The sequence below is a fragment of the Pseudoroseomonas cervicalis ATCC 49957 genome, from assembly GCF_000164635.1.
Lineage (GTDB): Bacteria > Pseudomonadota > Alphaproteobacteria > Acetobacterales > Acetobacteraceae > Pseudoroseomonas > Pseudoroseomonas cervicalis.
Map to the genome: position 1 here is coordinate 118,273 of NZ_GG770778.1, position 10,885 is coordinate 129,157.

The following is a 10,885-nucleotide window of genomic DNA, read 5'->3' on the forward strand; positions in this document are numbered from 1 at the left end:
CCCGGCGCCAGGCCGAGCAGCCGGCGCGCCGCCGCCGCATCCGCGCCGATCTGCGCCACCAGCTCCGGCAGGCCGGCGAATTTGCGCTCCGGCCGCAGGAAATGCCGCAGCGCCACGCTGACCTCCTGGCCATAGAGGTCGCCGGCATAGTCGAAGAGATGCGCCTCCACCCGGCTCTCGCTGCCGCCGACGGTCGGGCGCAGGCCGATATTGGCCACCCCCGGCACCGTGGCGCCACCGGCCAGCCGCACCGCCACCGCATAGACGCCGCGCGCCGGCTCCAGGTGCCGGCCCAGCGGCACGTTCGCGGTGGGGAAGCCGATGGTGCGGCCGCGCTTGTCGCCATGGCTGACCACCCCGGTGATCGCCCAGGGCCGGCCGAGCGCCGCCGCCGCGCGCTCCGGATAGCCGTCCTGCAAGGCACGGCGGATGCGGGAGGAGGAGATGGGGCCGGCCTCGTCCGCCACCGGCGGCACCACGGTCAGCCCGATGCCCAGCGCCTCGGCCCGCGCGGCGAGGAAGCCGACATCGCCGCCGCGCCGGTGGCCGAAGGCGAAATCGGCGCCGCAGGCCAGGTGCTTCGCGCCCAGGCCGCGATGCAGCACCTCGGTGACGAACTCCTCGGCCGGCATGGCGGCGAGCGTGGCGTCGAAGGGCAGCGCGATGACGATATCGGCCCCCGCCGCGCCCAGCGCCGCCGCCTTGGCGGAAGCGAGCGTCAGGCGGAAGGGCGGGTCGTCGGGGCGGAAATGCTCCCTGGGGTGCGGCTCGAAGGTCAGGGCGGCGAGCTTCAGCTCCGGCCGCCCGGCATGGGCGGCGCGCAGCACGGCGCGGTGGCCGAGATGCACGCCGTCGAAATTGCCCAGCGCCAGGGCGGCGCCGCGCGCCGCCTCGGGCAGGCCGCGCCAATCGGTGTGCAGCACGGGGGGCGGCCGGCTCACCGCGCCGACTTCTCCGCCCATTTCTCCACCTCGACCGGGGTGAAGCCGGCCAGCGCGTCCAGCGCCGCCTCGGGGGTCGCGGCGAAGCCCACCATGGCGCGGTGCTTGGCGTGCAGGAAACCCTCGCCCACCATGTGGTCCAGCACGCCGGCCAGGCGCTGCCAGTAGCCCTCGGTGTCGAGGAAGGCCAAGCCCTTGTCGTGGATGCCGAGCTGCGTCCAGGTGAAGGCCTCGATCGCCTCATCCAGCGTGCCGATACCGCCCGGCAGCACCACGAAGCCGTCCGACAGATCGGCCATCATCGCCTTGCGCTCATGCATGGTGGCGACGACGCGCAGCTCGGTGATGGCGCCGTGGCCGACCTCGCGCCGCATCAGCGTCTCGGGGATGATGCCGATCACCTCGGCGCCGTCGCGCATGGCGGCGTCGGCCACGATGCCCATCAGCCCGACATGCCCGCCGCCATAGACCAGGCCGAGGCCGCGCGCGGCGATGGCGCGGCCCATCTGGCGCGCCGCCTCGGCATAGGCGGGGTTGTTGCCGGGGTTGGAACCGCAGAACACACAGACACGCTTCATCGACACGGACCCCAGCCTGTGGCGCGGCCAGGAAGCGGCCGGCCCCGCCCTCGGGCTTAGCGGCGCGGCGGGGGAGGGACAAGCGGGACCGGCGCCGCCACTGCCGCGCCCCGGCGCGGTGGACAAGCGCCGCCCCCGGGGCGACAACCCGACCCCGCCCGGATCGACCCCGCGATCGCGCCAAAGAAGGAACCTTGCCCATGCCCGTCACCCAACTCGGCAGCAGCGAAACCCTGCTGGAGGAGCTGCGCGGCTGGGTCGAGCACGAGACGCCGACCACCGACGCCGCCGCGATCAACGGGCTGATGGACAAGGCCGAGGCCGAGCTCCGCGCCGTCGGCGCCCGCATCGAGCGCATCCCCGGCCGCGACGGCCATGGCGACCAGCTGGTGGCCCGCACCCCCGGCCAGGGCCGCCCCGTGCTGGTGGCCGGCCATCTCGACACGGTGTGGGACCATGGCACCCTGGCCAACACCATCCCCTTCCGCCTGGAGGGCGAGAAGGCCTATGGCCCCGGCATCTACGACATGAAGGCGGGCAGCTTCTTCGCCTTCCACTCGGTGCGCGAGATCCTGCGGCAGAAGACGGCGACGCGCGCGCCGATCACCCTGCTGCTGACCTCGGATGAGGAGGTGGGCAGCCCGACCAGCCGCGCTTTGATCGAACGCGAGGCCCAGGGCGCCTGCGCCGTGCTGATCCCCGAGCCGGCGGGCGGCGCGCAGAAATGCTGCGTCACCGCGCGCAAGGGGGTCGGCCGCTTCACCGTGAAGGTGACGGGGCAGAGCGCGCATGCCGGCGGCAACTGGCAGGAGGGGGCGAGCGCCATCGTCACCCTGGCGCGGCTGATCACCCAGATCCACGCCCTGGTCGACCTGCCCGGCGGCACCACCACCAATTGCGCCCCGGTCTGGGGCGGCACCCGCCCGAACGTGATCCCGAACGAGGCCGGCTGCGAGGTGGATTTCCGCGTCGCCACCGCCGAGGACGGGGCGCGCATCGAGGCCGCGATCCTGGCCATGGCCGGGCCGCAGCCCGAGGGCACCAAGGTCGCCATCACCGGCGGCATGAACCGCCCGCCGATGGAGGAGGGGCCGGGCAACCTGGCGCTCTACGCCCGGGCCAAGGAGATCGCGGCGAAGCTCGGCTACGATTTGCCGAAGCAGCATCGCGGCGGCGGCTCGGACGGCAATTTCACCGCCGCGCTCGGCATCCCGACGCTGGACGGCCTCGGCTGCTCCGGCGCCGGGGCGCATGCCGAGTTCGAGCACATCCTGTGGCCGGAACTCGCGGCGCGCTGCGGCACGCTGTGCGAGCTGCTGGAGACGCTCGGGGATTGAGGCGGCGGGGGCGGGGCCGCGCGCCCCGCCTCAGAACGCCACCGTGGCGCTGATCAGCTCATGGTCACTCAGCGCCCCGCCATCGGGGCCGAGGGCCGGGGTCATGCGCGGCGCGGTCAGCCGGCAGCCGCGGGCGCAGAGCCAGTCGAGCTGGCGCGGCTTGCCCGGACTCCACAGGCTGGGCCGCGTGCTGACCTGCGCCAGGTTGCCGGACCAGTCATAGCCGCGCGCGCGGGCCAGGCCGAACAGCGCCTCGGCGGGGTCGTCCTGCCCGCCGGGGCCGACCGGGGTGTTCAGGTCGCCGCCCAGCACCACCGGCAGCCCGCCCGCGAGATCGTCCAGCTCGTCCAGCAGCGCCGCCATCTGCCGCGCCCGCCCGGCGACATCGGTGTCGCTCTCCAGATGCACGCCGCAGCCGACGAATTCCTGCTCGCCATGGCGGAAGATGGCGGCCAGCGCCATGCGCGCGCCGATCCGCTTCTGCCCGCCGCGCGGCGAGACGAACCAGTCGGCCTCGGCCGGCAGGCGGATCAGCCGCGCCTCGCGGAAGGGCAGCGCGGAGAGGAAGCCATTGCCGTGGAAGCCCAGCGCATTGCCCGGCGGGTTGTCGGGGAACTCGACCGGGGCCGGCATGGTGGCCAGCTCCAGGAACTCGACGCCATAGGCGTAGCGCTGGCCCAGCGCCTCGGCCAGCAGGCGGGTGACGTGGCGCTGGCCGGTGCGGTGGCAGCCCTGGTCCAGCTCGGTCAGCAGGGCGAGGGACGCGCCCTCCCGCCGCAGCAGCGCCGCGCTCTCGGCCGGGAACAGGCCGCGCTCCAGATTCCAGGCGGCGACGCGCAGCGGCCCCGGCGGCGGCGGGCTGGCCGAGACGCCGCCCAGCTCGATCTGGCCGAAGGCGGGCAGGGCGGCCAGGGCCGCGTCATGCGCCGCCCGTGTGGCGGGGCCGTCCCGCAGCGCCTGGCGCTCGGCCTCGGGGATCTCGGACAGGCACAGCGTGGTGTCGGTGATCGGCATGGCGCCTAGCATGTCACGCGGCGCCGCGTCGGGGCAAGGGGCGGGGGCGCCGCCCCAGCGGACCGTCAGCCGCGCATCAACCGGTGGAACACCGGCACCGACGCCGAGAGCCAGTCCAGATGCACGCATTCGCGCGGCGAATGCGCCGTGCTCATCACATCCGGGCCCAGGATCAGGCAGGGGGCGATCTCCTGCAATTCGCTGGCATCGGTGCCGAAGGGGCGGGTCTCGGCGGCGTGGCCGGTGGCGGCCTCGGCGGCGCGCACCAGCGGGTGGTCGGCCGGCATCTCCGGCGGGCGGCCCTGGCGCAGGATGGTGAGCCGCACCCCGGCGCGCGCCGCCGCCGCCTCCACCGCCGCCACCACCGGGCTCGGGTCGATGCTGCGGCTGTAGCGGAACTTGATGCGCGCGGTGGCCCTGGGCACCGTCACGTTCACCGCCGCGCCGTGATTGTCGAGGATCAGGTTGAAGTCGGAGAAGGGCGGCGCATAGGCGGCGTCGTGCAGCGCCGTGTCGCTGCGCAGCCGCTCGGCCAGCGCCTTCATCTCGACCAGAAAGGGAATCAGCGCCCAGTTGGCGTTGCGCCCGGTGCCCAGCGAGGAATGCGCCTGCACCCCCTCCGCCACCGCGATGAAGTCGATATTGCTGCGGTGCCCGCGCACCGGCAGCATGCCCGTGGGCTCGGCCACGACGATGCCGGCGAGGCCCGCCTGCCGGGCCAGCGCCGAACGGTCGGCGATGGCGCGGGCGCCCTGCTTGGTCGTCTCCTCGTCGGTGGTGATCAGCAGCGTGGCCGGCCGGTGCGCCGGCAGGGTCTTCGCCGCGATGATGCAGGCGGCGAGCGGCCCCTTCATGTCCACGGCGCCCAGCCCGTGCAGCACCCCCTCGGCATCGATGCGGCCCGAGAAGGGGTCCTCGGTCCAGCCGGTGTCGGGCACCGTGTCCATGTGGCCGGACAGGGCGATGCCCCCCGTGGAGCCGCCCCCCACCGCCGCGCGATGCGCGACGATCACCTGCTTCGCCACCCCGGCCGCGTCCGTGTAGTCCAGCCGCTCCAGCGCGAAGCCCTCCAGCTCGGCGGCGATGCGGTCGGCGACGGCCCGGTTGGAGACGAAGCTGCGGCTGTCCAGGCGGACCAGGTCGGCGGCGAGGCGGGCGATGGCGTCGGTGTACGGCATGGCGTCGGGGTATCTTGCCGCGCCGTCCCCGGCAAGCCAGGGTGGCGCGCCATGCAACACCCCGCCTATCTCGACCCCCGCTCCGGCCGCACCTGGCCGCTCTCCGAGCCGCGCTGGTGCGGGCCGGAGGGGCAGCCCCTGCTGCTGACCGACCTGCCCGGCATCACCCGCGCCGACATCGCCGGGGCCGAGCGCAGCCTGTGGCGCTACGCCGCCGCGCTGCCCTTCCTGCCCGATGCGCGCATCAGCCTGGGCGAGGGCTGCACGCCGCTGCTGGACTCCGAATGGGCGGGCGCGCCGGTCCGCTTCAAATGCGAATGGTTCATGCCGAGCGGCAGCTTCAAGGATCGCGGCGCCTCGGTGATGCTCTCCCTGCTGCGCCACCAGGGCATCGAGGCGGTGCTGGAGGACAGTTCCGGCAATGGCGGCGCCGCCATCGCCACCTATGCGGCGGCCGGCGGCATGCGGGCGCGCATCATGGTCCCGGCCTCCACCAGCCCGGCCAAGACGGTGCAGTCGCGCAGCCTCGGCGCCGAGATCACCCTGGTGCCGGGCAGCCGCCAGGATTGCGCCGACGCGGCCGAGGCCGAGGCGGCCAACACCTTCTATGCCAGCCACAACTGGCACCCCTTCTTCCTGCAGGGCACCAAGACGCTGGCCTATGAGCTGTGGGAAGACTTAGGCTTCCGCGCGCCGGACAATGTCATCATCCCCTGCGGCGCGGGGTCCAACGTGCTGGGCTGCGCCATCGGCTTCGGCGAGCTGCTGCGGGCGGGGCAGATCCGCCGCCTGCCGCGGCTGTTCGCCGCGCAGCCGGAGAATTGCGGCCCGATCGCCCGCGAATGGCTGGGCGAGGATGCGGCCGAGCCGATGCCCACCATCGCCGAGGGCACCGCGATCGCCCGCCCGATCCGCCGCGCCGAGGTGCTGCGCGCCCTGCGCGACAGCCAGGGCGGCGCCGTGCTGCTGAGCGAGAGCGAGATCGCCCGCGCCACGCGGGGGCTGGCCGAGCGCGGCCTCTATGTCGAGCCGACCTGCGCCCAGGCGGCGGCCGCCTTCGCCCGGCTGCTGGAGAGCGGCGAGATCCGCGAGGGTGAGACCAGCGTGGTGGTGCTGACCGGCTCCGGCCTGAAGGCGACGCAGCGCCATGCCGAGCTGGCCGGGCTGGCGCTGGACTGAGCCTTCCCGCTTCCGGGCGCGGGCGGATTTGCTTTTCGCAGCCCGCGCCTGGAATATCCGCGACCCAGGGGCGACTTCCTCGCCCGAAGGCCGCCGCATCCCATGCGTATCCCCGATCTCGACCTCGACCTGCTGCGCTGCTTCGTGCAGGTGGCGGAGCGTGGCGGCTTCACCGCCGGCGCCGCGGCACTCGGCCTGACGCAATCCGCCGTCAGCCTGAAGGTGAAGCGGCTGGAGGAGCTGCTGCAGAAGCGCGTCTTCGAGCGCACCAGCCGCAGCGTGGCGCTGACGCGGGAGGGGGAGACGCTGCTCGCCTATGCCCGCCGCATGCTGGCGCTGAACGACGAGGCGGTGCGCCGGCTGGTGGCGCCGCCGGTGCGCGGGCGGCTGCGGCTCGGCGTCGCCGACCATTTCGTGCCGCGCAACCTGGCGCCGATCCTGGCGCGCTTCGCCCGCTCCTTCCCCGAGCTGCGGCTGGAGATCGAGGTCGGCCGCAGCCACGAGCTGCGCGCCGAGCAGGAGCGCGGCGCGCTCGACCTGGTGCTGGGCAAGCGCCGCGATGGCGAGACCGAGGGGCGGCCGATCTGGACCGAGACCATCGTCTGGGTGGCGCCGCCGGGCTGGGAGGCCCCCGCCGGCCGGCCGCTGCCGGTGGCCATGCTGCCGCAGGGCTGCATGTTCCGCGACCGGGCGCTGGCCGCGCTGGCCCGCGCGGGCATGGGGTTCGAGGTGGTCTATACCTCGGCCAGCCTGCTGGGCGTCGCCGCCGCCGCCCAGGCCGGGCTGGCGGCCACCGTGCTGGGCCGCTCCGGCCTGCCGGCCGGGCTGGTCGAGCATCCCGGCCTGCCGCCGCTGGGGGTGGCCGAGATGGCGGTGTTCGGCGACGCCACCGGCCAGACCCAGCTGGTCGAGCCGCTGATCGAGCTGATCCGCGACAGCATCGCCGGCGGTTGAGGGGGCTTTGCCCCCTCAAACTCCCCCATTCTTTCCCTTGGGCAGGGGACAGGGTCCCCTGCACCCGCCATCAGTGGGGTCCCAACAGATGGGTTTCCAAAGGCCTCAGGCCTTTGGTGGCTGCGCGGCACTGCCGCGCAGGTGCAGAGAGGGGCAAAGCCCCTCTCAAGGGCGCGCCGCCGTTTGACAGGCCGCAAGGCCGGGCGCAGCCTTTCGCCTCTGCGAGAGGACCCCTGCCCATGCTTCCCGTCGGCACCGAAGCCGCCCCGCCGCCCAGCAAGGATTGGCGCATCATCGGCCTGATCGGCACCGGGCATTTCCTGTCGCATTTCTACATGCTCTGCTTGGCGCCGCTCTTCCCGCTCTGGAAGGAGGAGTTCGGCGTCTCCTATTTCGAGCTGGGCCTGTCCGTGGCGCTGATGGGCGCGGTGACCGCGGTGCTGCAGACCCCCGTGGGCTTCCTGGTCGACCGCCAGGGGGCGCGGCGCTACCTGGTGGGCGGCACGCTGCTGATGGCCCTGTCCATCTCCGCCATGGCCTTCGCGCCGAACTACTGGGTCATCCTGGGCCTCGCCGTGCTGTCGGGCCTCGGCAATTCCGTCATCCACCCGGCCGACTACGCCATCCTCGCCGGCAGCATCAACAAGGCGCGCATGGGCCGCGCCTTCGCCATGCACACCTTCACCGGCAATCTGGGCTTCGCCCTCGCCCCGCCGGTCATCCTGGCGCTGACCGCGCTGCTCGGCTGGCGCTCCGCCCTGCTGATGGTGGGGCTGATCGGCGTGCCGGTGGTGGGCGCCATCCTGTTGCAGAGCCGCGTGCTCTCCGACCAGCCGAAGCCGCGCGGCAAGACGGCCGAGGACGGCGTGCGCGCGCTGATGACCCGGCCGATGCTGCTGTTCTTCGCCTTCTTCCTGCTCTCCGCCATGGCGGGCTCGGGCATGCAGAGCTACGTCATCGCCGTGCTCGACCAGCTCTGGGACATCCCGCCCGCCCAGGGCGCCTGGTCGCTGACCGGCTACATGGCCGGCGCCACCGCGGGCGTGCTGGTGGGCGGCTGGTTCGCCGACCGCTCGCGCCGCCATGGCGTCTTTGTCGTCGGCCTCACTTTGGTCGCGGTGGCGCTGATCCTGCTGCTCGGCCTGCTGCCGCTGCCCTGGTTCGCCATGGCGCTGCTGGCCCTCGGCGCGGGCCTCGCGCTCGGCGCCAGCCGCACCCCGCGCGACGTGATGGTGAAGGACGCCGCGCCACCGGGGCAGATCGGCAAGGTGTTCGGCTTCATCTCCTCCGGCCTGCCGCTGGGCGGCACGCTGACGCCGGTTTTCGGCCTGCTGCTGGATGCCGGGCTGGCGCATTGGGTGCTGCCGCTGGTGGCCGGGGTGCTGGCCCTGTCGCTGCTCTGCATGGGCAGCGCGCGCGGCAGCGCCCGCGCCGGCGGCGCGCAGCCGCAGCCGGCGGAATAGCAGGGCTCCGCCGTGCCGAGCCTCGGCCTCCTGCTGGAGGCGCTGAACTGGACGGGCTCCGCCACCTTCGCCGCCTCGGGCGCGCTGGTGGCCTCGCGCAAGCAGATGGACCCGGTGGGCTTCGTGCTGATCGCCGCCACCACCGCCTTCGGTGGCGGCACGGTGCGCGACCTGCTGCTGGGCCGCCCCGTCGCCTGGCTGAACACGCCGGGCCTGGTGCTGATGGCGGCCCTCGTCGCGCTGGTGCTGTTCTTCACCGCGCACCGGCTGGAACGCCGCTTCACCGCGCTGCTCTGGGCGGATGCGGTGGGCATGGCCGTCTTCGCCGTCAGCGGGGCGGAGGCCGCGCTCTCCGCCGGCGCCAGCCCCTGGGCGGCGATCCTGTTCGGCATGATGACGGCGACCTTCGGCGGCGCGCTGCGCGACGTCATCTGCGGCGAATTGCCGCTGATCCTGCGCAAGGAGATCTACGCCACCGCCGCCGCCGCCGGCGCCGCCCTGTTCGTGGCGCTGACGCTCGCCGGGCTGGAGCGCGGCCCCGCCGTGCTGGCCGGCATGGCCCTGGCCTTCGCCATCCGCGCCGCGGCGCTGCAACGCGGCTGGTCCCTGCCGGCCTACAAGCCGCGGCCGGGGCGCGACTACCCGGACTGAAGCGTCCCGCCTCTCCACCAGACAGCGGCAGCCCGACAGAAAAAAAGCCCGGGGGAATGAATTCCCCCGGACTTTTCTGTCGGCTGCCGGTCAGGGCCGCGACGGGATCGCTGCACTCACCAGGGCCACTCCGGCCCAGCGCCGCGTCCCGCTTCGGAACGGGACGGCGGCAGCCTGAAAGAAAAGCGGCAGCCTGAAAGTTAGATCTCGTCGTCGAAGCCGCTGTCGTCGGCGAAGGCGTCGTCGGCGAAGCCGGCATTGTCATCGGCCGGGAAGGCGTCCTGCTGCCCGGCGCCCGGATCGGTCCAGGGGCTGCTGGCGGGCACCGCCTCCTGGCCGAAGCCGCCGGCGGCATTGGCCGCCTCGCTCGCCATGGCCGAGCCGCCGCCGGAGAAGGCGCTCATCAGCATGTTGCCCAGCACCATGCCGCCGGCCACGCCGGCCGCGGTGGTCAGGGCGGAGGCCAGGAAGCCCGGGCCGCTGCGCTGCTGCATCATGCCGGGCGGCAGCTGCTGCGGCGGCTGCACCGGCTGCGGGCGCGGCGACATCGGCACCGGGCGCTGCGCGCCGCCACCGAACATGCCACCGAACAGGCCGCCACGGCTCTGCTGCGCGGCCTCGGCCTGGCGCTGCGTGTTCTCCAGCTGCCACTCCAGCTCCTGGATGCGGTTCTGCGCCTGGACCAGCGCGTGCTCCTGCACGAAGGCGGTCTGCGTCAGGCGGTAGCGCGCCTCCGGATAGCGGGCGAACAGCTCGGAAATCAGCCGGTCCGCCTCGGGATCGACCGGCGGCAGCGGCGGGCGGGACTGGGTGGCCGGCACGCTGCTGCCACCCCAGGGCGAAGCCGCCGGCTGCGGGGCGCTGACCCCGGCCATGCGCTCCACGAAGGCGGAAATGATGCGGCGTTCTTCTTCGGTCATGTCGGATCCCCGATGGGGCCTTTCCCAGAACGGTTGCGTCCCGCACACGACAAAGGGCGATTCGCCCCGCCGCGCGCGAGCATCGCATCTGGCTCAGCCGCGGCCGGCTTTCAAGCGAAGATGAATTCTCGGACATGTTTTGTCACGCAGCGGCCCCGCCCACGCTCGCGGCACGCCGTGTCAGGCGCCGGTGGACAATCCCAGCCGGCCCCATTCGATGACCGGGCAGCGGTCCATCACCGCCACCAGCCCGGCGGCGCGGGCGCGCTCCGCCGCCGCCGTGTCGATGACGCCCAGCTGCATCCACACCGCGCGGGCACCGAGGCGGATGGCCTCGTCCACAACGGCGCCGGCCTCCTCGCTGCGGCGGAAGATGTCCACCAGGTCGAGCGGCGCGGCGGCCTCCAGGCTGGCGGCGACCGGGCTGCCATGCAGCCGCTGCCCGGCCAGCCCCGGATTGACCGGCGTGACGTCATAGCCGCGCCCGACCAGGAAGCCGGTGACGCCGTTGGACGGCCGCGCCGGATTGGCCGAGGCGCCGACCACGGCGACGCGCCGCGTCTCCAGCAGCAGCTTGCGGATCTGGTCGTCGCTGAGGCCGTCGGTCGGCATGGCGGTCATTCCTGGCGGGGCGCGCCCGGCGGGGCCGGGGGCGGGGGAGGGGGGAGGG

At 73.7% G+C, this 10,885-nt stretch carries 11 protein-coding genes; 5 read left to right on the forward strand and 6 right to left on the reverse strand.

What is annotated here, in order from left to right; all coding sequences use genetic code 11:
• Window positions 1–941: bifunctional riboflavin kinase/FAD synthetase (locus tag HMPREF0731_RS07885; RefSeq protein ID WP_245538285.1), on the reverse strand; the 941-nt coding region annotated here is incomplete at its 3' end.
• Entirely contained in the window at window positions 938–1,519 is a 582-nt protein-coding gene (locus tag HMPREF0731_RS07890; RefSeq protein WP_040612549.1) for an LOG family protein, read from the reverse strand. The genes HMPREF0731_RS07890 and HMPREF0731_RS07885, both read right to left, overlap by 4 nt.
• 200 nt (window positions 1,520–1,719) lie before the next feature.
• On the opposite strand from HMPREF0731_RS07890, the gene HMPREF0731_RS07895 reads away from it, so the two are divergent.
• Window positions 1,720–2,856, forward strand: a complete 1,137-nt coding sequence (locus tag HMPREF0731_RS07895; protein ID WP_007003547.1) for a M20 family metallopeptidase — start codon at window positions 1,720–1,722, stop codon at window positions 2,854–2,856.
• Window positions 2,857–2,886: 30 nt separating this feature from the next.
• Here the strand turns inward: HMPREF0731_RS07895 and HMPREF0731_RS07900 are convergent, their stop codons facing one another.
• Together HMPREF0731_RS07900 and HMPREF0731_RS07905 are read right to left on the reverse strand one after the other, a co-directional pair.
• Window positions 2,887–3,870: an endonuclease/exonuclease/phosphatase family protein gene (locus HMPREF0731_RS07900; RefSeq protein ID WP_040612551.1), complete on the reverse strand. Its 984-nt coding sequence runs from the start codon at window positions 3,868–3,870 to the stop codon at window positions 2,887–2,889.
• Window positions 3,871–3,935: 65 nt separating this feature from the next.
• Window positions 3,936–5,048 (reverse strand): M20 family metallopeptidase, encoded by a 1,113-nt coding sequence (locus tag HMPREF0731_RS07905; RefSeq protein WP_007003548.1) that lies wholly within the window; start codon window positions 5,046–5,048, stop codon window positions 3,936–3,938.
• Window positions 5,049–5,099: 51 nt separating this feature from the next.
• Here HMPREF0731_RS07905 and HMPREF0731_RS07910 point away from each other — a divergent pair, with 51 nt between their 5' ends.
• The 4 genes from HMPREF0731_RS07910 to HMPREF0731_RS07925 all read left to right on the forward strand — a co-directional run bounded on the left by HMPREF0731_RS07910 (window position 5,100) and on the right by HMPREF0731_RS07925 (window position 9,295).
• Window positions 5,100–6,227, forward strand: coding sequence for a threonine synthase (locus tag HMPREF0731_RS07910; RefSeq protein ID WP_007003549.1), 1,128 nt, complete (start codon window positions 5,100–5,102; stop codon window positions 6,225–6,227).
• Between the two features lie 102 nt (window positions 6,228–6,329).
• A complete protein-coding gene (locus HMPREF0731_RS07915) occupies window positions 6,330–7,181 on the forward strand; it encodes a LysR family transcriptional regulator (RefSeq protein ID WP_007003550.1) in 852 nt (283 codons plus the stop codon).
• A 239-nt stretch (window positions 7,182–7,420) separates the two neighbouring features.
• The gene (locus tag HMPREF0731_RS07920) at window positions 7,421–8,644 is read left to right on the forward strand and encodes an MFS transporter (RefSeq protein ID WP_007003551.1); all 1,224 of its coding nucleotides are present in this window, start codon (window positions 7,421–7,423) and stop codon (window positions 8,642–8,644) included.
• A 12-nt stretch (window positions 8,645–8,656) separates the two neighbouring features.
• Window positions 8,657–9,295 (forward strand): trimeric intracellular cation channel family protein, encoded by a 639-nt coding sequence (locus HMPREF0731_RS07925; RefSeq protein WP_007003552.1) that lies wholly within the window; start codon window positions 8,657–8,659, stop codon window positions 9,293–9,295.
• A 200-nt stretch (window positions 9,296–9,495) separates the two neighbouring features.
• Here HMPREF0731_RS07925 and HMPREF0731_RS07930 read toward each other — a convergent pair whose 3' ends face one another.
• Together HMPREF0731_RS07930 and HMPREF0731_RS07935 are read right to left on the reverse strand one after the other, a co-directional pair.
• Window positions 9,496–10,215 (reverse strand): DUF2076 domain-containing protein, encoded by a 720-nt coding sequence (locus HMPREF0731_RS07930; RefSeq protein ID WP_007003553.1) that lies wholly within the window; start codon window positions 10,213–10,215, stop codon window positions 9,496–9,498.
• Between the two features lie 180 nt (window positions 10,216–10,395).
• Entirely contained in the window at window positions 10,396–10,827 is a 432-nt protein-coding gene (locus HMPREF0731_RS07935) for a CoA-binding protein (protein WP_040612553.1), read from the reverse strand.
• Window positions 10,828–10,885 lie beyond the last annotated feature (58 nt).

Coding starts and splice junctions, on each gene's coding strand:
- HMPREF0731_RS07930 (WP_007003553.1), bottom strand. CDS start 10,215: ATGACCGAAGAAGAACGCCGCATCATTTCCGCCTTCGTGGAGCGCATG.
- HMPREF0731_RS07895 (WP_007003547.1), top strand. CDS start 1,720: ATGCCCGTCACCCAACTCGGCAGCAGCGAAACCCTGCTGGAGGAGCTG.
- HMPREF0731_RS07910 (WP_007003549.1), top strand. CDS start 5,100: ATGCAACACCCCGCCTATCTCGACCCCCGCTCCGGCCGCACCTGGCCG.
- HMPREF0731_RS07890 (WP_040612549.1), bottom strand. CDS start 1,519: ATGAAGCGTGTCTGTGTGTTCTGCGGTTCCAACCCCGGCAACAACCCC.
- HMPREF0731_RS07915 (WP_007003550.1), top strand. CDS start 6,330: ATGCGTATCCCCGATCTCGACCTCGACCTGCTGCGCTGCTTCGTGCAG.
- HMPREF0731_RS07905 (WP_007003548.1), bottom strand. CDS start 5,048: ATGCCGTACACCGACGCCATCGCCCGCCTCGCCGCCGACCTGGTCCGC.
- HMPREF0731_RS07920 (WP_007003551.1), top strand. CDS start 7,421: ATGCTTCCCGTCGGCACCGAAGCCGCCCCGCCGCCCAGCAAGGATTGG.
- HMPREF0731_RS07935 (WP_040612553.1), bottom strand. CDS start 10,827: ATGCCGACCGACGGCCTCAGCGACGACCAGATCCGCAAGCTGCTGCTG.
- HMPREF0731_RS07900 (WP_040612551.1), bottom strand. CDS start 3,870: ATGCCGATCACCGACACCACGCTGTGCCTGTCCGAGATCCCCGAGGCC.